Below are 22,078 nucleotides of genomic sequence, written 5' to 3'. Positions count from 1 at the left end.
ATCTGCTCGCTCGATCCGGGTACGGGACTTCGCCGCACCCGGGTCGGGCGACCTAAGGTGGGTGCATGGTCACGATCATCGGCGGTGGCATCGCGGGCACGTTGCTGGCCGGCGCGCTGGCCCGCGCGAACCACCCCGTCACGGTGTACGAGAGCCAACCTGCGGTCGGCGCGGGAGCCTTTCTGGCACTGAATGATCGGGCACATACCGCGTTGGCGCGGTTGGGCGTCGAGGTCGACCGGCTGCACGCGACGTCCCATCCGCTGGCCGAGCTGCGCGCGGCCGATCGCGCCGGGGTGGTGCGCGGCGGCGCCGGCGCCGGTCGCCGCATGTATCTGCGCGCCGATCTCATGCGGGCACTGACCGAATTCGCCGCTGCCACAACGGCTGCCATCCACTACGACACTCCTGTCACCGAGCTGAACGGCGCCGGCGGGGCACTGTTCAGCGGAGGAAATCCGCTTCCGGCGGATGACGTGGTCATCGCCGCCGATGGCATCGATTCGCTCGCGCGCCGGCGCCTCGAACCCGGGCGCGCGGCCGAATATGCCGGTCAGATCGTCGTTTACGGCATCACCGACCGGCCGATCCAGCCGAGCAGCGAACCGTCCGTGCTGCACTTCCACCGTCGCCTGGACGACGGCGGCAGACCCGTCAGTACCTTCGGGCACTTCTGGAACAGCGAGGTATCGCTGTGGTTCACTCGCCTCACCCGGGCGCCGCTCCCGGTGGCCGAGGTCGGGTCTCAGCCGATCGACCGGTGGGCGGAGCCAATTCTGTTCGGCAACACCGCGATTCCAGGACTCGTCGAAGCCATGCTGGCTGCCACCAGCACCGTGCACGTCTCCAACGCGCGCACCGTGCCGCTCGCCGACGCATGGACACCCCAGGCTCCGGTGATTCTGTGCGGCGATGCCGACCACGCGATCACACCGGCCGCGGGGGTAGGCGCCCGCGACGCCATCGAGGATGCGGCGGCGCTCGCCGAGGCCATCATCGGTGGCGGTTCACCGGCCGCGGCGATGGCCGAGCGACGGCGAGAAATTCTCGCCGAGCGGGCCAAGGCCGCTCAAATGTTCCGCAGCGCAACATAAATCGGCGGCGTGGGAACAACGGATCTTCCCCACGCCGCCGAAGAAACGTTGCGACTAGGAATCCTTGCCACTCTCGTAGGCGCTCTGCTTGGCCTCGTCGAGGTTGGCCTCGGCGCGGGCCTTCTCGGCCTCGGCTTCCTTCTTGGCGGCCTCACGCTCGGACTCGGCCTTGTCCTGCTGGGCGCGGCCCTCGCTCTTCAGGCCTTCGTTCCCGGTAACGATGCCTGCGGCTTCCTTGGCCTTGCCCTTGACATCTTCGACGACGCCCTCGACGGCCTCGCGCGGTCCGCTGTCGTGCTTGGTCATGACTACTCCTCCAACTAGGGGTGTGGGCGGTCATTCGCCGCATACCCGGCCCCCTCGGCTCCAATCGGTTACGGACACGGTGCAGGCTGTGTCTCGCGTCACGCCGACACGGCAGCCAACCGGGTTCCCGCTGAACAACACTCGTAAGTCGCGTGCCGGCAACATTCGGGCTTCGGCTGTGACACGCCGGGTTTCGTTCGAAGCCGCCCCACCGCATGAAGAGTCAACGGTTTTCGCCGTCACGCCGAGGGCCCGGCCAGCACCAGTCCTGCGGCCAGCAGCGTCATTACCACGGCGATAGCGGAATCCAGCACCCGCCAGGCGACCGGACGGGCGAACAGCGGGCCGAGCAGCCGAGCCCCGTAACCGAGGGCGGTGAACCAGACGATGCTGCCGAGCATCGCGCCCGCGCCGAGAAACCAGCGGTCGGGGGTGGCGTAGGTACTCGCGATAGAACCCAGTAGTACCACCGTGTCCAGATAGACGTGCGGGTTCAGCCAGGTCAGCGCGAGACAGGTGGCGACGGTGGCACCGAGCGCGACCGTCGCGCCCGCCGATCCGGCGGCGAGCGTCGCCGAACCGAACGCCCGGCGGGCCGCAAGGGCGGCGTAGCCGAGCAGAAACGCGGCGCCCGCATACCGAACCACCGTGAGTACCCCGGGCACCGAGTGCACGACCGCACCGAATCCGGCGACGCCTGCGGCGATCAGCACGACGTCCGACAGCGCGCACACCACGACCACCGCGAAGACGTGCTGCCTGCGCACCCCCTGACGCAGCACGAAGGCGTTCTGTGCGCCGATGGCCACGATCAGCGAGAGTCCGACACCGAGACCGGAGAGGGCCGCCACAGCCGCCGAGGAAACGTTCATATCCATCGACGCTAAGCAGCACATTATCTCCAGGCAAACTAAAGTTTCTGCACTACCATTACGATTCCTTAACATGGATCTCCAGTTGGATCAGCTCCGCGCGTTGAACGCGGCGGTCACCGAGGGCACCTTCGACGCTGCGGCGAAGAGCCTGCGGATCACGCCGTCCGCAGTGAGCCAACGGATCAAAGCGCTGGAGGATGCGGCGGGCCGTGTCTTGCTACAGCGCACAAAACCGGTGCGCGCCACCGAATCTGGGCTCGCGGTGCTCCGGCTGGCCAGGCAGATCGAGTTGCTCGCCGTCGACACCGCCCGCGAGCTCGGCGAGGCGCACCGGCCGGCCCGGCTGCCCATCGCGGTCAACGCCGATTCCCTGGAAACCTGGGTACTGCCCGCGCTGGCCGCCGCGCCGGCCGGCGCCTGCTTCGAAATCCACCGCGAGGACGAGGAACACACCACCCGGCTGCTCCGCGACGGCACGGTCATGGCGGCGATCACCGCCACCGCCGCACCGGTGCAGGGCTGCAAAGTCGAACGGCTCGGCGCGATGCGCTACCGGCCGATGGCCGAACCGCGCTTCGCGCGCACCTGGTTCGGTGACGGCGCGACCGCCAAGGCTTATGCGACGGCACCGGTGGTGCTTTTCGATCGCAAAGACGATCTGCAAGACCGGCACCTGCGCCGCCGCAGCCGTCAACCCCTCGATCCACCGCGGCATTACGTTCCGTCTTCGGCCGGTTTCCTGGCGGCGGTCCGGCTCGGATTGGGCTGGGGCATGTTGCCGGACCTGCAATCCCGCAATTTTCCGACCACCGAGCTGGTGCCCATCGATGGCGCGGCATTCATCGATGTCCCGCTGTACTGGCAGCAATGGCGGCTCGACTCACCGGCATTGAGCGCGGTGGCCGCTTCGATAGCCGCGACAGCGGCGGAATCGCTACGCTGACTAGCGCACCCGGCGATGATCGTGCACTTGTGCGGCACAGTACTTTTCTCCTCGCCGAGTTCGATGCGATACGGTATTAGTATTTCGAGCAATTACTCGTGACTACGCAAAGGACGCATCCATGGCCAAGAAAGTCACCGTCACCCTGGTCGACGACTACGACGGCAAGTCGAAAGCGAATGAAACAGTTCAATTTTCGATCGATGGCGTGGCCTACGAGATCGATCTGTCCACCAAGAACGCGGGCAAGCTGCGGGTGACCCTGGAGCCCTGGGCGGAAAAAGCGCGCAAGACCGGACGGGCGAAGCGCAAAGGCAGCGGTAAAGCGACTTCCGTGACCGATCGCGAGCAAACAGCGGCGATCCGGGAATGGGCCAGGAAGAACGGGCACAACGTATCGACCCGCGGCCGGATCCCCGCCGACATTGTCGCGGCATATAACAACGCGAACTAGCGAAACCGGAGGAATCGGACCTCGACTGGAGCACATCGCCAGTTCACGGGAGTTCCGGCGGCGATGTCGCTCGGCGGTCCCGGCGCTCGCGTCGGTAGAATTTCGGGTTCGTCGGCCGGAGTTCGGCCGACGGTGACGCGGAGAGGACGGGGTGTGTGGCGAAGCGCATGCGAAAGCTGACCGCTCGGTCGGCGATTCTGAGTGCGTTGCTCGGCGCGCATCCGGCGGAAGCACCGGTCAGCTGGATCGTTTCGGTGGCCGAGGAACTGGGCCTGCAACAATCGGCCGTGCGGGTCGCGCTGACCCGGATGGTTGCCATGGGCGATCTGGAACGCGCGAACGGCGTATATCGGCTCTCGGACCGGTTGATCGAACGCCAGCGCAGGCAGGACGCGGCGGTGAGTCCCGTCGTGAAGGCTTGGGACGGCGAATGGTATCTGGCGATCGTGACGGCCGTCGGTGACGACGCGCCCGCGCGGACCGCGTTTCGAGATACCATGCGCGCCCGCAAACTCGGCGAATTACGCGAAGGTGTGTGGACCCGGCCCGCGAACATCGAGATCGTTCTCGGGCCGGATGCGGGCAGGCGGGTTTCGGTGTTCACCGCGACGCCCGAGGATTCACCGGTCGCGCTGACGGAAACCCTTTTCGCACCACGGCTTTGGGCACACGACGCGCAGCGGTTGCTGGGCGAGTTCGCGAGTTCGTCGTCGCTGCGCGAGCGGTTCGAGGTGGCGGCAGCGGCGGTGCGGCATATTCTCGACGATCCCTTGCTGCCCGATCCGCTGCTCCCCGCCGGCTGGCCGGGGTCGGCGCTACGCGCCGAATACGCGGCGTTCCGTACCGAATTCATGGCATTCGCCGAACACCTGCTCGTCACATCGGACGCTTGAAAACTCCCAGCCGGTTTCAGCGGCTGGTCTTGGGCGTGGCACGCTGAATGATCGCCGCGCTGTCGATACCGGTGGGCAAGGTACCGAAAACATCGCCGTGCTCACCGCCGAGCCTGCTGACGGAGAAGGCATCCGCGACGGCCGGATGACCGAAGCGAACAAGCAGTGACGCCTGGAGTACCTGCGCCATATCGCCGACGATGCGGCGGGCGCGATGCTGGATGGTGTCGAAGTCGCCGAATTGACCCTCCAGCCGGGTGATTGCGGCGTCGAGGTGCGCATCGGCGCCCGCCGCGCGTTTGACCTCGTCGAAAAAGGCGCCGAGGGTTTCCGGTTGTTTGGCCATCGCACGCAGAGTGTCGAGTGCGGCGACATTGCCCGACCCTTCCCAGACAGACATCAACGGGGCTTCCCGATACAACCGCGGCATCCGCGATTCTTCGACATATCCGTTGCCGCCCAAGCATTCCAGCGCTTCGGCGGCGTGGATCGGGCCGCGTTTGCACACATAGTATTTGCTCACCGCCAACGCGATCCGGCGCAACTGGTCGGCGCCGTCCTCGCCGGCCGTCGCGCGATCGGTGAGGTCGGCCAGCCACAGCGCGACCGTGGTCGCCGCCTCCGCCTCGATCGCGAGATCGGCCAGCACATTACGCATCAGCGGTTGATCGGCCAGCGTCGCGCCGAACGCGCTGCGGTGCGCGGCATGATGCGCGGCCGCGGCGACCCCGGTGCGCATCGCGGTGGCGGTGCCGATAGTGCAGTCCAGGCGGGTCAGGTTGACCATCTCGATGATCGTCGGCACACCCCGCCCTTCGTCACCGACCAGCCAGCCGACGGTGTTGTCGTATTCGACCTCGCTGCTGGCATTGGAGTGATTGCCCAGCTTGTCCTTGAGCCGTTGCAGCGCAAAGGTATTGCGGGTGCCGTCAGGCAGTACGCGCGGGACGAAGAAGCAGGAAAGCCCGCCCGGTGCCTGCGCGAGCACCAAGAACACATCCGACATCGGTGCGGAGGTGAACCACTTGTGACCAGTGATCCTGTAGCTGCCGTCCGACATCGGGGTGGCGGCGGTGGTATTCGCCCGAACGTCCGAGCCGCCTTGCTTTTCCGTCATCGACATTCCGGCGATCAGACCGCGCTTGGACAGCGGCGCACGCAGGACCGGGTCGTATTCCTTTGCGCACAGCAAAGGTTCGTACTGAGCGGCCAGTTCGGGAGCGGCGCGCAAAGCGGGGACCACGGCGTAGGTCATCGAGATCGGGCAGCCGTGCCCGGCGTCGACCGGGCCCCACACGCTCAATTTCGCGGCCCGGGTCAAGTGCGGGTTCGGCCGGGTGTCCGCCCACACCGCGCCGTGCAATCCGAAGCCGACCGCGTAGGTCATCAATCGGTGATAACTCGGGTCGTAGACGACCTCGTCGACGCGGTTGCCATAACGATCGTGTGTCTTCAGTACCGGTTGGTGTGTCTCGGCGAGGTCACCGAGCTCGAGGGCTTCGGCGCTGCCCGCCAGCCGTCCGATCTCGTGCAGCTCGTCGAGCGCGTGCTCGGCGCCCGCGCGGTGCAGCGCCTCGAGCAGCACCGGCTGCTCGGCGGCGTCGTAGTCGACGAGCGGAGGAACCTGGTTCGTAACCGCGTGGGTGGGCATGAAATCAGTATTACAGTGTTTCGTCAATTGACACAAGTATGTAATATCAGGTGAAGTTGTTCGCGCCGATGTAGTCAGGAAACCCCCTTGTCAGACTTCGAGAACCATTCCGGGACCCGTCCGGCCGCCTGGTACGAGGGACTCACCGAAGCCCCCGATTCGCCATGGGCCGACCGCGAGCTGCCGCCCACCGACCTCAGCTATCGCACCCTGACCTACGAGGTCACCGGCCGGATCGCGCGAATAACCTTCAACCGGCCCGAGCACGGCAACGCCATCACCTCCGACACTCCGATCGAGCTCGCGCACGCGGTCGAGCGGGCCGACCTCGACCCGCGGGTGCACGTCATGGTGGTTTCCGGGCGCGGCAAGGGTTTCTGTGGTGGATACGACCTATCGCTCTTCGCGGAGAGCGGATTCCAGGGCGACGACGCGGACTCCACCACCGGTACCGTGCTGGATCCGATGGTCCAGGCGCGCAACCACAATCCTTGGGGCACTTGGGATCCCATGGTCGACTACGCGATGATGAGTCGGTTCAACCGCGGTTTCGCCAGTCTGCTGCACGCCAATAAGCCGACCGTCGCCAAACTGCATGGCTTCGCCGTCGCGGGCGGCACCGATATTGCGCTCTATGCCGACCAGATCATCTGTGCCGACGACACCAAGATCGGGTATCCGCCCACCCGCGTGTGGGGCATCCCGGCCGCGGGGATGTGGGCGCACCGCCTCGGTGATCAGCGTGCCAAAAGGCTGCTGTTCACCGGTGACTGTTTGTCCGGTAAGCAGGCCGAGGAATGGGGCCTCGCAGTCGAATCCGTCCCGGCCGACGAACTCGATGAGCGCACCGAGGCGTTGCTCGAACGGATCGCGCGGATGCCGATCAATCAGCTGATGATGGCGAAGTTGGCGCTCAACAGTGCGTTGCTTGCCCAGGGCGTGGCCAATTCGGGGATGATCAGCACGGTTTTCGACGGGATTTCCCGGCATACTCGTGAGGGTTATGCCTTTCAATTACGTTCGGCCACTGAGGGTTTCCGGGAGGCTGTGCGTGAGCGGGACGAGCCGTACGGGGACTGGAAGCGGGCGCAGTTCGAGAAGTAGTGGTCTTGTCGCGGGTGAGCACGCGGCGGGTTTCGATCGGGCGGCGAGCCTCTCGGGATTCGCTCGCAGTGCAACCACTTTCGGTGGCCTACTTCAAGCCTCGGCTCGCGCCCGGAGTGTGGCCGAGTGTGCGGCGGTAGACCTCGATGAACGCACTGGCCGATGACCAGCCGCACCGATACGCGACCGTGGTGACCGGTACTTGCTCGGCGAGTAGTTGCACGGCGTGGTGCAGCCGTAGCTGAGTGCGCCACTGCGGGTAGGTCATTGCGAATTCGGTGCGGAACAGGCGGGTCAGTGTCCGTTCGCCGGCACCGACCCGGCGGCCTAGTCCGGCCAGTGTCCACACCTCGGTGAGGTCGGATTCGACCAGCGCGCAAGCCTTTCGGAGTCGCTCGTCGCGAGCGGCCGGCAGCCGCAACGGTTGTTCGGGGCTGCGGCGCAGTTGATCGAGCAGGACCTGGCGCAGCCGGATCAGTTCGGCATCGGGCAGGACCTGGGCCGTCGAGCAGGTGATGATGAGCTCGCGGACCAGCGGCAGTGCCGCGAGCACCGCCGGGGATGTCCAGTCGGGGGCCAGCTCACGCGGGAAGCCCACCGTGTGGAAGCGCGTCGGGCCGTAGAAGTGGTGTTCGTGCCAGCTGCCCGCGGGGATCCAGATCGCGCGGTCCGCCGGGGCGATCCAGCTGCCCGCGTCGGTGCGGACCTCGGCCACACCGGAGCTCGGATAGACCACCTGATGCTCGGCATGCCGATGCCGATCGATGCGCGCTCCGCCGGTCAGCGTCTTCGCCACCGTGGTGTCCTGGCGGAAGATCGACATAATCAGGCAGTTTATCGGAATCCTGCTGGTGCCCGCCGTCCATAGGCTGCCGGACATGGCGAGCACAGATGTTGTGATGGTGAGGTCTGCATGGAAACGCATGCGGTACTGGGTGATTGCCCACGCGGTCGACGACTTCTATCAAGGTTTGGTGCCCGCGAGCATTCCGTTCTTCGTGCTGGAGCGGAACTACAGTTATGTCGCCGCGTCGGGACTGGCGCTCGCCGCGGCGTTGGGGAGTTCGCTCCCCCAGCCGGTGCTCGGCCTGCTCGCCGATCGGTGGCGGTTGCTCTGGCTTGCGCCCGCCGGGGTGGCAGTGGCCGGACTCGGCGCCGGATTGTCCGGGCTGGCACCGACCTACCCCATGGTGTGGATCTTGTTGCTGCTCTCCGGGATCGGCGTTGCCGCGTTCCACCCGTCGGCAGGCCGGGATGCCCGTCGGGACGCGGGAAACAGCGCGTCAGCTATGAGTTTGTTCGCCGCCGGTGGCAGCGTCGGATTCTTCTTGGCCCCCGCACTCGCCACACCGGCGCTCGTTTCCTACGGCGTCGGCGCCACCGCATTCTTCATTCCCCCAGCGGTTTTGCTGGGTTTCCTGCTGTGGCGGCACCAACTGCGGCAAGCCGTCGGCTCGATCGACCCGACTTCGACCGACGGCCACGACCGGTGGATTCCGTTCCTCGTGCTCACCGCCGTCGCCGTCGTCCGCGCCATCATCTCCTTCGGCCTCAGCACCTTCCTCGCGCTGTACTGGATCAACACCCTCGGAGGCTCACGCGCACTCGGCGGCGCCGCCCTGACAGCGTTCATGGCCGGAGGCGTGGCAGGCACACTGCTGGGCGGCCGTATCGCCGACCGCATCGGCACGCTGCGCACCATCCAAATCGGCAGTGTCGCAGCCATCCCCGCGCTGATCGCGTTACGTCTAATGCCTAGCCCGCTCCTGGGCCTAGCCCTGGCCGCGCTCACCGGCATCACGGTGAACATCCCCTTCGCAGTGCTCGTCAAACTAAGCCAAGACTACCTACCGAACCGCCCCGGCACCGCCGTCGGCGTCACCCTCGGCCTAGCGGTCAGCGCCGGCGGACTGTTCGTGCCGCTGCTCGGCATGCTCGCCGATCACCGAGGGCCACAAGCAGTCCTGACGGCTCTGTGTTTCGTTCCTGTCCTCGCGGTTGCCCTGGCCCTACTCCTCCCCCAACCCGCCCATCGCGATTGACAGTTTCACGAGAGCTCGGCCAACGCCGACCGCAGTTTCCCGGCCATCTCGATTGCTTGCGCGAGTGACCACGGCAGCACTCCGTTCTCCGACATCAGCGCGTGCAACTGTTGCTCGCGATACGGGACGCCCGGTGGGAGCGGCGCGATATGCCAGTGCAGATGCGAATTGCCCTGCTGGCTACCAAGACTCAGCAGGTAGGTGCGCTCCGTCGGCACCACCATCTCCACCGCGCGGGCGACCCGATAGACCAGCGACATCAACCGGAGATAGACATCCTCGGGCAAGTCACGCACCACATGTTCGCGATGCGCCTTCGGCGCCACGAGCACATAGCCGTCCAGCAACGGATAGCGCGGGAGGAACACGAGGTTCTCATCGTCCTCCACGACGACCTGCTCCAGGTCGGAGTCGTGCTCGCCGGCCACCATCGCGCAGATGAAACAGGGGCTCGACTGCACCCGGCGCACGTATTCGTCAACATCGAAAGGAACTCGCTCCATCCCGATGATTCTTGCCGCCGTCGCTCGGGAACACAGGGGGAACTGGTCGTTAGGCGTCCATTCGCCCCAGCCCGCCGATGCGACCGTTCGCCAGACCGAGGTGTTCGCCGATGTCGGCGATGCTCATGCCGTGGTCGTGGGCGTCTTCGATGGCGGTCTGGCGGATGCCGGAAAGCTCGGCGATACGGAGTTGGTAGTGGGTGATCAGGTTGGCGGCCAGTTGCGCTCGGCGGATCGGGTGCGCCACGGCACGAATCTCGTCGACGTCATCGTCGACCGTAGGACTCTCGGGTTGAGCCACCGGCGATTGATCGATGACGAATGTCCCGCGCCGTGGCACGGTGCGCACAAGTTGCCGAGTAGCCAACAGCTGAATGGCCTGCCGGATCACCGACCGCGACACACCATGCCGCTCAGCCAGTTCCGCGTGACTAGGCAGCTGTGTGCCGCCGGCAAGGGTTCTGTTCCGGATCCGCCGCGCATAGTCGTCCGCGATGGTGACGTAAGCCGGTTCGGCCATCGCTCGATCCCTTCATCTGCGGTCGCTCCGTTCGAGGGTACGGCGGCGAATCGGATCACGCGGAGGTCGCCGATGGAACCTGTTGTGTTTCAACGGTTCCTGAAGGTGAGGAGAACAGCTTGTTCAGCGGCAGCTAACAATGCGTCGGAAGGTCATCGGGCGGACGCAGGTGGAGTCAGTGGTGCTGGATCACAGCACCTGGTCCATACGGGACAACATCCAGCGGCTAAGCGACCTTGGACATCGCATCGGGCGCCGATAGAATCGTGTCGCATGAGTGAGAGTGGGGGGACTCCGAATATCAGTGGAGAGCCGTCCGTCGTACCCGACGAGGTACGGGCGATCGGTCGCTACGTCTACAGCCTGGCACAGACATTTCGATCGGCGCTGGACTCCGCCGGGCGTGAGGTAGACGAACTGACGTCCAGCGGCTGGAGCGATACCGCGGCAACAGCTTTCGCCGAAGGGTGGCGGGAATCCCGCGATGGCGGCGGCAAGATAGTTGACGCATTGGCGGTCATGGCAGACAAGCTCGGTGTAAGCGCCGAGAACTATCAGGCTCAGGACACCGCGGCCGCGTCACGAACGTCGAGCCTGAACCTGTGACCGACGAATTCCACGTCGATCTCGATCACCTCGATCAGCTCGTAGCACGGCTGTCGGGACTCGCCGGGTTCTTGCGCGACCACCTCGCCGAACTCGAGCGCAAGGTCGCAGACTTGGACGCCGGAAGCTGGGACGGCATCGCCGCGGCGGCTTATACCGAGGCCCACCGCCAGTGGGCGACCGGCGCACTAGAGTTCGTCGACGGAGTCAGCGATATGAGCGATGCCGCAAAACGCGCACACGGTCACTACACCGAAGCAATGGCGCTGAATTTGAACATGCTGCGGGGAAATAGCAGGCATGCCCGCAGTAGCGGTCAGGTGGCGGCCGTCATGTCCACGAAGCCCACTGCGGGCGCGCCTCCACGGCCACGCATCGACATCAGAAAGGCGGGCGTTCAGTGGCACCGATCACGATTGACCCCAACGCCTACTACAGCGCGGCCAAAGGGTTGTTCGAACTGACGACCGATTTGGTGTCCGCCGTAACAGAGACAATGACACCCGCGCTGAAGGACACCTTCGGCACGGGCGGCCACTATCCCGCAGTGGTCAACTGGAACACAGCTTACAAGCAACACACTGCTGACCTGCTCGCCACCATCACCGCCTACGCGGGCGCAACGCAGCAGCTCGGAGACGTACTCCACCTCGCCGGACACAACTGGCAAACCGCGAACTACAACGCCAACCGGGACCCCAACAAAGGCGCGGCGCCGGTGAAGCCAGCTGTGACGGCGGCACCATCGCTCGGTACGACCGGGATTCCGCCGATTCCGGGCCCAGGAACCTCTAGCCCCAGCGAAGCCCGACTGACATTCTGGCCGGACAGCGCAGAGCTTCTGTTGCTGTCGACGTTGACGACCATGGCCGTGGAAATACCGGACGGAAACACTGAGACATTGAATCGTGCAGGATCAGGCTGGCGGGCCTTTGCTCAGCATCCCGCCGTCGCCGAGGCCAACACAAGGCTGAACACCATCGCGGCGCCATTCGATAGGCTCCAAGCACCGGATGTGCCCGAATCCGCGATCTGATCGGCGCGCTGAAGACAGGCGCCAGCGCAATAGCCGCCGCAACTGCAGGCTTGGCCAGCGCCACCACCAACCATCACGACGCTCTCGCCGATCTGCGCACTCAGATCATCAATGCGACCTCACGGGCGTTCCCCGATCTGGGCGCGAAAGCCACAGTGCGCTCGATGGGGGTCAATGTCATGCCCCAAAGCGAAGCGTCCGACAGCGAAGTCGTCGCCGCTGCGGCCGTGTACCAAGACACCATCAACACTCACCCACTCTTCACACTGCTGCGCAAGGCTACCTTCGAAGGCATGGACGGACTTGGCATCAAGACGAGACTCATCGAGATCGCCGGGCTACGCGATGACGCGATCGTCCGACTGGACTCCTATTCTGCCGAGCCGGTCAAGTGCAGCTTGAATCCGAATTGCGAAAGCGAATTGGAGAAGATCGATCCAGATGTGCGGCCGTGGGTGGGATCGGCAGTGAAATATGGAAACACCGCAGGCATAGATCCCCGTCTGGTTCTGGCCATCGTGTACAACGAAGGCGGATATCGATCCGACTCGTTCATCGAGAGAGAAATGAGTTACGCGTACGACGTCTTCATTCGCGAGGGAGGGAATCTCATACGGCCGAACTCCCTAGGGTTGACCAATATGAAGGAATACACTTTCAACGAGCTCAAGAGCAAATTTCCGGCCGAGTTCGCAGGCAAGAACTGGTCCGACCTGAAGGACGACCCCGATCTTGCGATCATGGCTGCCACATACAATCTCAAGCGAATTCAAGACCAGTACGCAGGCGAAGTACCGGACGAGCTGAAGGAAAAGTACACACTCGACCAATTCCTAGCCGCCGGATACAACGCTGAGCGAAATATTCCCGACTATTTCGAGGCAGGCGACCTCGGCCCAGTGGTACAAGGGTATGTTCGGATGACGAATACTGCGCTCGACAAGGCGCAGCAGTTGCTCAGCGGGATGTACACATGCAAATAAGCTGGACACGGACCCCCTCGAAACGAGTCGCGATGCTCGTCGTCGGCCTCGTGCTGCTCGGAGCCGCCATCTGGGGCATTGCCTCCTGGCTGACCAGGCCCAATGACGCCGAGCGCTGCTTGAACCAGCTAAGCGTGCCCGGCTTCACGAAGGTGACCCAGAAAGCGGATACCGCTGACGCCGGCCCATGGGCGGAAGCAGTATTCGTGGGATCGCCGGTGCAGGACATCAAAGCAATCGTCACGGGGCCGGGACTGCAGCCCCGATTGCCGCGCTCCGCCAAACAGACCACCAGTCCGCCGCCGAGCCAACCTGCCGCCATTCTTCCGGTCGAAGAGTGGGTAGCTTACGGAGATGCTGCGGACAACTGCCATGTTTCCATATACAAAGTGCTCGACAATCGCGGCGCTTCATGGAAACTGACCGAGGCGCAGACTACGGGCATGAAGGATGGAACCATGAATGTTTTCAGGTTTCAAGTTACCTGCGGTGATGGATGAGCGCCTGCGAGGAATGACCTTCCGAAGAACCTGGTCTACCCAGCGGTATGTTCTGTGGAATACGCGCCCGACAGAGTAATGTGATCATCCCCGCTCCTTTCTGACCCCCTGCGGCGTACAACACCATTCGCAAGGTTGCAGTTCTACGGGGTCTACCGCGTGCCACGCAACCGGAACGATGTCATGCGCCGTCCGTCGCTGCCGCGCCGATGCCGCCTGTTATTACGCAGGCACGATGAGATCCTCTGGGTTCCAGATCCTCTTCGCGATGTCTCGGTACAGGTAGCCTCGTTCGAGGATGTCGGAGGCCTTGAATTCCTCGCAGGGTTTGAAGGGCAGCCCGCTACTCCCGGCGAAGGTGATGAAGCCGGGGTTCTTCTCGTAGCTCAGTGGATTCAGGCTGGCCGCCAACAAATTCTGGCCGAAATAGTGGGGCAGTTTCTCCTCGTACGGCGCATCACCGTAGCTCGCGTTGAACTGTTTTGGGAGGAGAACGAGGTCGCCGATCCGGTTGCGGTGCCCGTAGAACTCAGTCTCGTGAGTGAATTCCTCGATGTGGCGTTCGGGGTGGTTTGCCCAGATGTGCTCGACCTCATAGCGCACCTTGGTGCCGTTGATCAGTTCGACATAGTTCGGAGCCGAACCCGATTCGACGGTTATGTAATCGGTGATTCGGGCAAGAAGCTTGTGGAGCTGCCCGCGGTTCTGCTGGTGGACGTACAAGTCGTCGTTGCTGTCGAAGGTCTCGCGGATGCCCTTCAACTGATTGTACAGCGTCTCGGCCAGCGATTCGACGTCGAGCCCCCGGATATCTCGCATGACGTTAAACATGGCGTATTGCATGGTGGAGTACGCGGTGGATCGGAAATTCCAGATGCGCCAGTACAGCAGAATGTCGATGTAACGCCCCACTATCTCCAGCTTGCGTTCGATTGTCGGCCGATCGTCGCCGACTCGCAGAGGCGCGAGCAGCAACTGATCCTGGAGAGTGAAGCCCAAATCCGCGTTGTACCGGATGAATCGCAGCGCGCTGTCGGACACGAGCTGACCGGAGGCGGCTTCGAGAATTTGCTGGTATTGCCAGCTGAAGAAGTCGAAGTCGCGAGTTATGAAGTCGTAGTAGTCCTGATGTGCCCTGAGCCCTATACGTTCGTGATCGCTGCGGAGCCAGCGATGAAATTCGGTGCCGATACGGTCCCAGTCCTCCGGACGGGCGCCCTTCCTGCGCTCGCGAATTTTGGTGGAGTACTGACTACGCAGCCATGTCTTGACGAAATCCGACCCACCGTCGTCTGCCTGCTCGTCCAGATCTCGCAGTCGCTTGCGCCAGATGTCGTTCGCCTTCGTACGCGCCTCACCGTCCCTCATGTTCGCCAACAGATAGCCCTTGAGCATGTCCGCCGGCGTCAGTTTGAGACCACGATCGTTCATCGTTTCGAAAATCGCATAGGCGTCATCGTCGGTGTACGCGGTGATCTGGACGAGCTGGACCCGATCCTTGAGCCAATCGATGAAGAACGGCAGTGCCGTACTTCGCAACTCGTCGGGAAAAAGCGCGTCGAGTTCGTTGTACCGGTTCACGAGGGTGTGTACGGATTCCACAGCGTCCGTCGGCGGCTCGTAAACGCCGTTCTCGAACAGGGCCTCCATACACGCGGCCCGGTCGTGGACATCAAGATTGAAGGACTTCTCACCGAACTTCTCCGAGAAGATCAGGTTGTCGATCTCGACCGCGTCGTCACGCCCCTGTTGCAGGCGGCGAAGGAATGTGAGCAATAAAGTCAGGCTGGTCACGCGCTGCTGGCCATCCACGATGAAGGGCTGACTTCCCTTCTGTGACACGATAATCGAACCGAGGTAGTAGCCCGGGTAGCCAGCGACGTCCTTGCGTACATGGGTGCTGTCGTACAAGTCGGAGAACTTCGTCGTAAGGTCCGCGACGAGCTCGGCGAGCTGTTTGGACTCCCATTTGTACTCGCGCTGGTAGTAGTCGATGGCGTACTTCTTCTTCTCGAGGATCTCGGCGACGGTCTTCGCGACTCCATCGATGCTGCGGTCGTTCTCGATCACCCTGCGCTCCCTGCGATTTCGATATCGAACCTGAGACCCTCGACAGTCGACGCGCTGAAATGCGTTGTGTGGCGAGGCACCATCGCGCCAACTGTTCCCCCCCTATGCCGATGCCACTCGGAGATCCTACGCGGCGATCGTGGAACGCATTGCGCCACTCAGGGAGTTGTTATCCATACCTCCGAATCAGTCCTCAAGGAACTCCGTCTAGGAGGCGTGCGCATCAGAAGGTACTGCTGTCGTACGGAAATTCTTCACGATCGCAACAAGGTCCGCGACCTCGTCGCTGGTGAACAACTCTTCCGGGCCGGTCGGGGCCAGCGCCCGGAATGGTTGCTTCCACAAATCCTTCACCTCGACGATGCCGTTCCGGGCAACGACCTCGACAAGCATGTTGAGGAAATGCAACTGGTTGGCAGAGAGGTTCTTGCCGGACTGGAACTCGTCGAACGCCTCGGATGCGGCTTCACGCTCGAGGCCGGTGAGCTTGCGCAGGAAGAGCCCGAGTCCGCCGTGCTGCTGTTTGGCTTCCTCGATCTCGGCTTCCGTGCCAAAGCGGTTGGCGAGGAAGATGCCCTTGAGCTGTTCCAGATCCTCGGAGGTGATCGCGCGGTTGCGCAGGATCTTCTGCACGGCGACCAGGTCCTCGTGGCTGCGCAGATAGGTGCGGACCTTGGATTCAAAGCGCGCCATGCCCTTCCCGCCGCCGTGCACGCCCTTGATCTCGGTCACGATGATCTCACCAAGCTCGTCTTCGAAGTCGGTGTAGAGCGGATTTTGGCCGCCCTTGGGGCGAATACTCTTCACCAGGCCGCGTAGTCGACGACGCATGGTTTCCAGCATTGGCAGCGTGACGTCCTCCCACCAGGAGTCACCAGCCACGTCCTCGATGAGCTCGTACTGTGCCTTGATGGCAGCAAGGCTCTGCAAGGTGGGGTCCAGTAGGTAGGAGGCGATTTCCTGCACCTGCTCACGCAGTTTCGCGAAGCCCGGTTCGGCGGTCAGCATCGCTAATTGCAACCGCAACACCAGATAGTCGAACCGCTTGGCCTCCGGGCTGTTCTCCGGCTCCTTGAATTCAGTTGGCAGACCGGAGATCTGGGCCAAGTTAACGCGCACACCCGAAGTGAACTGCACGTCCCACCGTGCCGGTTCGCTGAACTCCTCCACCTGGCGCAGCTTTTGGCGAACTTCCACATTCTGTGGGTTCATGCTCGCCACTTCGACATGCAACCGGTCGGCCACCAGCCAGCGCAGGTCTCGATTCGACGCCGGATCATTCTCGCCGATCTCGGCGGGACGCGGGCCTGGTTGCTGCAGTTCGTCGAGATAGGCGAGCAGGTCGACGCGAGCATTGAACAACCGCTGACTCATGGACGGCTGTACCCGAGCCTCCGCGGTGGCGATGTCCTGGTTGAAGTATTCGATGTTCTGGCACAGGTCGAAGACACCGAAAGTGTCCTTGTCCTTGTTCGGGCCGAAGAGATTGGGGCACAGGCGGGTTCCGCGACCAATCATCTGCCAGTACTTAGTCTTGGAACGCACCAGCTTCGCGAACACCAGGTTCAGCACCGCCGGCACGTCGAGCCCGGTGTCCAGCATGTCCACCGACACAGCGATACGCAGTGCGCTGTCGGGCTTTTCGAACTGGTCGATGAGCGACTGCGCGTGGCTGACCTCATTGGTGATCAGCTTCGTGTGCTCACCCTTGAACTCGGGGAACAACGCGTCGAAGCGGTCGACGATGAGCTTCGCGTGCTTCTGGTTTCGCGCGAAGATGATCGTCTTACCGAGCCGTTCCCCCTCGTCGACCCGGCCACCGGTTGCCATCAACGCCTGCAACATCTTGTCGACTGTGTCGGCATTGAACAGGAAGCGGTTCAAATCATCGGCTAGGACCTCCTCGGGGACGCCGGCGTCGTCATCCCATTCGAGCTCGTCCCACTTGTCCTTCTCCGATTCCGACAGGTCGTCGTACTTGATGCCGTGCAGCTGAAACTTCAGTGGCACAGAAATGGCGGTCGGCGGCACCAGATATCCCTCGGCGACAGCCTGATCCAGGTCATAGGAGTCGGTCGGCACCCCGTCCTCGAGCCCGAACAGCCGGTAGGTGTTGCGGTCGATCTCGTCCTTGGGCGTCGCGGTCAAACCGACCAACAGCGAATCGAAGTGATCGAAGATGGCGCCGTACTTCTGATACACCGAACGGTGTGCCTCGTCGATGATAACCAGATCGAAGTAGCCCGCCCCGAAACGCCGCTCCTCCTTGTCATCCAGCTCATTGATGAGATTCAGCATGGTCGGATACGTTGAGACGTAGACGCGGGCGTCGGTCTTCTTCTCCGTCAGCAGATTCACCGTCGGCACGCCTGGCAGATGCTCCTTGAACGCGTTGACGGCCTGATTGACCAGCACCTGCCTATCTGCGAGGAACAGCACCCGCTTCACCCACCCCGCACGGATGAGCTGATCGACCAGCGCGATCACGGTGCGCGTCTTACCGGTTCCGGTCGCCATCACCAGCAGCGCCTGCCGCTGCTTATCTTCCTCGAAATGCGTGCCGATCCTCCGGATCGCCCGGCTTTGATAGTGCCGCCCCGCGATCACCTCATTGATCTTGGTGCTACCTAACGGCTTCCGGCCCGCACGACGCTGAATCAACATGCGCAGTTGGTCTTTGGTGTAGAACCCCGACACCGGCCGCGACGGATAGAACGTGTCGTCCCAGATCTCGGTGTCGTAGCCGTTGGTATAGAAGATCATCGGCCGCTGCCCGTGCTGCTTCTCCAGCGCGTCCGCGTACAGCTGCGCCTGATGCTTGCCAGCCTCAACACTCTTGGTGGTGCGCTTGGCCTCGACCACACCGAGCGGCTTGCCGTTGTCATCCCACAGCACGTAATCCACATGCCCGACACCGCTGGGGGTCGGCATGCCCGTAACCTTGTACTCCCGATCGTTCGCACCATCGAGAGTCCACCCGGCCTCCTTCAACATCATGTCAATGAGGTTCGTACGAGTCTCCGCCTCGTTGTAATCGTGGTGATCCGCGACCGCGGAGTTCACGGCCTTGGCCGCCTTCACCTCGGCGCGCAGCCCCTCCAGTTCCTCCTCGTATTCCCTACTCTTGGCCCGCGCCTCGGCCAGGGCCTTGCGCTGCGCCTCGAACTCGGCCGCCATCTGCTGAATCTCGGCCTGCTTTTTCCGCCGCACCTCTGCCGAGACCGGCTTCGGAACCAGCGCCTGGTCGAATTCCAGCCCGTCGGTCGGCTTGTGTGCCGGATCAAGCGCATACGTGCGCGCTATCCAGAACATGACCTGAAATAGTTCCGCGACCGTCGTGATCGCGTCCTGCGCCGTCACCGGCGTGCGCCGATGTACGGCGATATTTCCTTGCCGCCGAATCACATCCATCTTCGCGCAGATCTTCGCCCCCGCAACCTGACGCAAGGTCGGTTCACTGATCAGCGCTGCCAGCTCGTTCCGATACGGCCGCTTCAACAACCCATCCGCCCGGAACAGCCAATCCACCGCCAGCTCGAGCCCCCGTCGCGCCCAGAAGCAAGCCACTCGCGGGTCAGCCACCGCCAGCCGCTCCGCCCGCACCGCCTCATCGAACAGCTCGGGCCACTCGGTTCGCAGGAAAGCGAAGTTGCTGGCGATCGTCATGAAAAGCCCCTCCTTACAAGATCTTTCAGCTCATGGTGTCACAGCTCGCCACGGAAGGCGCGGGATTGCAGGGAGACGAAGAGGGTGTCGAGGTCGTCCAGCTGTGTGACATAAACATGCCGGGACCGCTCCAAAGTATCGATCCGCTTGGCAAACTCTCGCTGTAGGTCCAGAGGCGGCAACTCAATAGAGAGATTCATGAGTCGTGCCTTAGAGATGTTCGACATTGAGGCAGCACTACCGCCCGCAAGTTCTTGCACCTTTCGCCGCTTTTGCGGATTCACCAGCAACTGATGGATGTACAGCGGCACCACCTCTGCGTCGGACTTGAACCGGAACCGAAAAATAAGGTCAGGCATCAATAGCCTTGGTGGCGTATCACGCACGAACGAGCAGGCAGCGACTAGCGACGGAGTGTTCTTACGAGTAAACAGCAGATCGCCCGGACGTACTTCATCATCATACGCCGGAATCGTACCTAGTGGAATTGCCTTATTTTCAGCCGGAATGAATCGACAGCTCGTCACTGAGCTTAGCTTCAGCACGGCCCATTCATTGTCGCGAGCGGGGCGGTCTAAGCACTTCGGGCTGGTGCCACTGTCAATCCTGTCAAGAAGATCTCCAAAGGGAATACGCAGCCAATTTCGGCTATTGGCTATCGGATCGCCGAACATATCGAGGAAGATGGATCGGGCGAGGTCGTCGAGGAGGGCGATGGCCCGCCGCCGCTTCTCCCGCAACACATCCACCCCATCCAGCACTTCCGCAATCCGCCGCTGCTCAGCAACTGATGGTAGCGGAAACGTCAACTCAGCCAAGAAACTCTCGGGCACACGCCGTTGCCCCGCACTTCCGGTCATTCGCCTTTCGCCAGCGATTCGAACTTGCGGCAGTCGCAGGAAATGAAGCAAGTATCGAGAGTCGAGCTCCGATGAGTCCGGTCGGACCACATGAAACTCGGTGGAGCCAGCGCCTTGCGGATTACGCATTTTCGCCTGCGCTATTTTTCCATTCTCAAAGCACGGCGTTATTTTGGCAACAAGCAAATCGCCACTCTTAAATTGCGTGTACCCCTTAGAGACCTCAAAGAATTTCTTGTCCACCCCGGCGCCCGTAGTTCCTTCAACGGCGTCGACGTCCGCCATTCCTAGAAAGGAAACGATCGTATCCTTGTCCAGCCGGTCGATGAGGCGGGGATTGAGATGGGCGACATCGCGCAGCTTCACCGTACGGATCACCCCAGCATCCCCTTCAACTCCGACATCCCCTGCTGAATCTCCGCCTCGATCCGCTCCAGCTCCTCGATGATCTCCAGCGGCGGCCGATGCTCGACCTCCTCGTGGACGACCTCCTTGTATCGATTGAGGGACAGGTCGTAGTCTTGGTCGGCGATGTCGGCCTTGGGCACGCAGAAGCTCTGGTCGGTGCGGGCGCGCTCGCCCTCATCGGCATGGCGGCGGTTCCAGCGGGCCAGCACGTCGGGGAGGTTGTTCTTCGCATGCTCCTCGGCGGCCAGCGGGGTGCGCGGGACGACCCCGAGTCTGTCTTCACTCAGCAGCGGAGTGCGTTTGTCGTCAAGGCTGAAGCCGTCGGCGGTGACCTCGTAGAACCACACCTTGTCGGTGGCATCGCCCTTGGTGAAGAACAGGATGGCGGTGGACACACCTGCGTACGGCTTGAATACGCCGGAGGGCAGTTTCACCACCGCGTCGAGGCCGTGCTCTTCGACGAGTATTTTGCGAAGTTCCTTGTGCGCCTTGGTCGATCCGAATAGCACACCGTCGGGGACGATGACCGCAGCCCGGCCTCCGGGCTTTAGAAGCCGCAGGAACAGCGCCAGGAACAGCAGCTCGGTCTTCTTGGTCTTGACGACCTGCAGCAGGTCCTTCGCGGTGGTCTCGTAGTCGAGGCTGCCGGCGAACGGCGGGTTGGCCAGGATCATCGAATACTTCTCGGCCTCAACCGAAACCGTCTGCGCCAGCGAGTCGCGGTAGCGGATGTCGGGCTGCTCGATCTCGTGCATGAGCATGTTCATGCTGGCGATGCGCAGCATCGTGGAGTCGAAGTCGAAGCCGTGAAACATGCTGGAGTGGAAGTGATCCCGCTGCTCGTCGTCGGTGAGCACGGTGGGATGGGTGCGCTTGAGGTATTCGGCCGCGCCGACCAAAAAGCCCGCAGTGCCACAGGCCGGGTCGCAGATCTCTTCCTTCGGACCGGGGGCCATCATCTCCACCATCAGTTCGATGATGTGGCGCGGAGTGCGGAACTGTCCATTCTGACCGGCGGAGGCAATCTTGGAGAGCATGTACTCGTACAGGTCACCCTTGGTGTCCCCCTCACCGAGGGTCATGTCGTCGAGCATGTCGACCGCGCGGGTGAGCAGGTTCGCGGTGGGGATAGTGAAGCGCGCGTCCTTCATGTGGTGGGCGTAGGTGGATTCCTCCCCACCCGCGGTCCGCAGCCACGGGAACACCTCGTCGCGCACGGTCGCGAGCATGGTGTCCGGCCCCAGCTCCTTGAATACCGACCACCGGAGGTGGTCGGTATTCCGCTCGGGGTCATCGCCCTTGACGTAGATCGGGTTCTCGATCGGCTCCTCGGTGAAGTGCGCCTGCCGCTCCTTGGCCGTCTGCAACTCGTCGAGCCGCTTCAGGAACATCAGGTAGGTGATCTGCTCGATCACCTCCAGCGGATTCGAGATGCCACTCGACCAGAAGGCATCCCACAGCCGGTCGATCCTGCTCCGCAGTTCCCCAGTGATCATGCCTGAGAGGTTATCCGACCCCATCGACGTTCTCCGCGTTCTTCTCGGGGTTCGATAGCCGCGCCGTA

The 22,078-nt window shown here is 62.9% G+C and carries 21 protein-coding genes; 11 read left to right on the top strand and 10 right to left on the bottom strand.

What is annotated here, in order from left to right; all coding sequences use genetic code 11:
- Positions 1 to 65: 65 nt before the first annotated feature.
- Positions 66 to 1,094 (top strand): FAD-dependent oxidoreductase, encoded by a 1,029-nt coding sequence (locus NN4_RS26245; protein WP_147136718.1) that lies wholly within the window; start codon positions 66 to 68, stop codon positions 1,092 to 1,094.
- Between the two features lie 54 nt (positions 1,095 to 1,148).
- On the opposite strand, the gene mbp1 is transcribed toward NN4_RS26245, so the two are convergent.
- Positions 1,149 to 1,400: a microaggregate-binding protein 1 gene (gene mbp1 / locus NN4_RS26240; protein ID WP_040733157.1), complete on the bottom strand. Its 252-nt coding sequence runs from the start codon at positions 1,398 to 1,400 to the stop codon at positions 1,149 to 1,151.
- 239 nt (positions 1,401 to 1,639) lie between these two features.
- Positions 1,640 to 2,272, bottom strand: coding sequence for a LysE/ArgO family amino acid transporter (locus NN4_RS26235; protein ID WP_147136715.1), 633 nt, complete (start codon positions 2,270 to 2,272; stop codon positions 1,640 to 1,642).
- Positions 2,273 to 2,345: 73 nt separating this feature from the next.
- Here NN4_RS26235 and NN4_RS26230 point away from each other — a divergent pair, with 73 nt between their 5' ends.
- The 3 genes from NN4_RS26230 to NN4_RS26220 all read left to right on the top strand — a co-directional run bounded on the left by NN4_RS26230 (position 2,346) and on the right by NN4_RS26220 (position 4,565).
- A complete protein-coding gene (locus NN4_RS26230; protein ID WP_147136712.1) occupies positions 2,346 to 3,218 on the top strand; it encodes a LysR family transcriptional regulator ArgP in 873 nt (290 codons plus the stop codon).
- A gap of 121 nt (positions 3,219 to 3,339) precedes the next feature.
- A complete protein-coding gene (locus NN4_RS26225) occupies positions 3,340 to 3,672 on the top strand; it encodes a histone-like nucleoid-structuring protein Lsr2 (protein WP_147136709.1) in 333 nt (110 codons plus the stop codon).
- 167 nt (positions 3,673 to 3,839) lie between these two features.
- Positions 3,840 to 4,565 carry a PaaX family transcriptional regulator C-terminal domain-containing protein gene (locus NN4_RS26220; RefSeq protein ID WP_147136706.1) on the top strand — a complete coding sequence of 242 codons (726 nt, stop codon included), beginning with the start codon at positions 3,840 to 3,842 and terminating at the stop codon, positions 4,563 to 4,565.
- Positions 4,566 to 4,581: 16 nt separating this feature from the next.
- Here NN4_RS26220 and NN4_RS26215 read toward each other — a convergent pair whose 3' ends face one another.
- Positions 4,582 to 6,216: an acyl-CoA dehydrogenase family protein gene (locus tag NN4_RS26215; RefSeq protein WP_147136703.1), complete on the bottom strand. Its 1,635-nt coding sequence runs from the start codon at positions 6,214 to 6,216 to the stop codon at positions 4,582 to 4,584.
- Positions 6,217 to 6,303: 87 nt separating this feature from the next.
- On the opposite strand from NN4_RS26215, the gene NN4_RS26210 reads away from it, so the two are divergent.
- A complete protein-coding gene (locus NN4_RS26210) occupies positions 6,304 to 7,320 on the top strand; it encodes a crotonase/enoyl-CoA hydratase family protein (RefSeq protein ID WP_147136700.1) in 1,017 nt (338 codons plus the stop codon).
- An 88-nt stretch (positions 7,321 to 7,408) separates the two neighbouring features.
- On the opposite strand, the gene NN4_RS26205 is transcribed toward NN4_RS26210, so the two are convergent.
- On the bottom strand, positions 7,409 to 8,143 hold the full coding sequence (locus tag NN4_RS26205) for an AraC family transcriptional regulator (RefSeq protein ID WP_147136697.1): 735 nt from the start codon (positions 8,141 to 8,143) through the stop codon (positions 7,409 to 7,411).
- 55 nt (positions 8,144 to 8,198) lie between these two features.
- Between NN4_RS26205 and NN4_RS26200 the strand changes: the two genes are divergently transcribed.
- Positions 8,199 to 9,362 (top strand): MFS transporter, encoded by a 1,164-nt coding sequence (locus NN4_RS26200; RefSeq protein WP_246181084.1) that lies wholly within the window; start codon positions 8,199 to 8,201, stop codon positions 9,360 to 9,362.
- Between the two features lie 5 nt (positions 9,363 to 9,367).
- Here the strand turns inward: NN4_RS26200 and NN4_RS26195 are convergent, their stop codons facing one another.
- Together NN4_RS26195 and NN4_RS26190 are read right to left on the bottom strand one after the other, a co-directional pair.
- Positions 9,368 to 9,865, bottom strand: a complete 498-nt coding sequence (locus NN4_RS26195) for an HIT family protein (RefSeq protein WP_147136690.1) — start codon at positions 9,863 to 9,865, stop codon at positions 9,368 to 9,370.
- A 49-nt stretch (positions 9,866 to 9,914) separates the two neighbouring features.
- Positions 9,915 to 10,385 carry a GntR family transcriptional regulator gene (locus tag NN4_RS26190; RefSeq protein WP_147136686.1) on the bottom strand — a complete coding sequence of 157 codons (471 nt, stop codon included), beginning with the start codon at positions 10,383 to 10,385 and terminating at the stop codon, positions 9,915 to 9,917.
- A 273-nt stretch (positions 10,386 to 10,658) separates the two neighbouring features.
- Between NN4_RS26190 and NN4_RS26185 the strand changes: the two genes are divergently transcribed.
- From NN4_RS26185 to NN4_RS26165, 5 genes are read left to right on the top strand one after another with little or no spacing between them, the layout of a single operon-like run.
- Positions 10,659 to 10,991, top strand: coding sequence for a WXG100 family type VII secretion target (locus NN4_RS26185; protein ID WP_147136683.1), 333 nt, complete (start codon positions 10,659 to 10,661; stop codon positions 10,989 to 10,991).
- Positions 10,988 to 11,455 carry a WXG100 family type VII secretion target gene (locus tag NN4_RS26180; RefSeq protein ID WP_147136680.1) on the top strand — a complete coding sequence of 156 codons (468 nt, stop codon included), beginning with the start codon at positions 10,988 to 10,990 and terminating at the stop codon, positions 11,453 to 11,455. Before NN4_RS26185 ends, NN4_RS26180 begins: the two co-directional genes overlap by 4 nt.
- Positions 11,392 to 12,027 carry a hypothetical protein gene (locus NN4_RS26175; protein WP_147136677.1) on the top strand — a complete coding sequence of 212 codons (636 nt, stop codon included), beginning with the start codon at positions 11,392 to 11,394 and terminating at the stop codon, positions 12,025 to 12,027. The genes NN4_RS26180 and NN4_RS26175 overlap by 64 nt, the downstream gene beginning before the upstream one ends.
- 50 nt (positions 12,028 to 12,077) lie before the next feature.
- The gene (locus tag NN4_RS26170) at positions 12,078 to 13,010 is read left to right on the top strand and encodes a lytic transglycosylase domain-containing protein (protein ID WP_147136674.1); all 933 of its coding nucleotides are present in this window, start codon (positions 12,078 to 12,080) and stop codon (positions 13,008 to 13,010) included.
- 32 nt (positions 13,011 to 13,042) lie between these two features.
- Positions 13,043 to 13,510 (top strand): hypothetical protein, encoded by a 468-nt coding sequence (locus tag NN4_RS26165; RefSeq protein ID WP_147136671.1) that lies wholly within the window; start codon positions 13,043 to 13,045, stop codon positions 13,508 to 13,510.
- 222 nt (positions 13,511 to 13,732) lie between these two features.
- Here NN4_RS26165 and NN4_RS26160 read toward each other — a convergent pair whose 3' ends face one another.
- From NN4_RS26160 to NN4_RS26145, 4 genes are all read right to left on the bottom strand, one after another.
- Positions 13,733 to 15,580, bottom strand: coding sequence for a DUF262 domain-containing protein (locus NN4_RS26160; RefSeq protein ID WP_147136667.1), 1,848 nt, complete (start codon positions 15,578 to 15,580; stop codon positions 13,733 to 13,735).
- A gap of 207 nt (positions 15,581 to 15,787) precedes the next feature.
- Entirely contained in the window at positions 15,788 to 19,183 is a 3,396-nt protein-coding gene (locus NN4_RS26155) for a DEAD/DEAH box helicase family protein (RefSeq protein WP_246181083.1), read from the bottom strand.
- A 101-nt stretch (positions 19,184 to 19,284) separates the two neighbouring features.
- Entirely contained in the window at positions 19,285 to 20,484 is a 1,200-nt protein-coding gene (locus NN4_RS26150) for a restriction endonuclease subunit S (RefSeq protein ID WP_186818643.1), read from the bottom strand.
- Positions 20,481 to 22,010: a type I restriction-modification system subunit M gene (locus tag NN4_RS26145; RefSeq protein WP_147136659.1), complete on the bottom strand. Its 1,530-nt coding sequence runs from the start codon at positions 22,008 to 22,010 to the stop codon at positions 20,481 to 20,483. The genes NN4_RS26150 and NN4_RS26145 overlap by 4 nt, the downstream gene beginning before the upstream one ends.
- Positions 22,011 to 22,078 lie beyond the last annotated feature (68 nt).

The sequence above is a fragment of the Nocardia ninae NBRC 108245 genome, assembly GCF_007990755.1.
Classification (GTDB): Bacteria; Actinomycetota; Actinomycetes; order Mycobacteriales; family Mycobacteriaceae; genus Nocardia; species Nocardia ninae.
The sequence above is the reverse complement of the archived record's forward strand: the minus strand, read 5'-3'. Positions and strand labels throughout refer to the sequence as shown.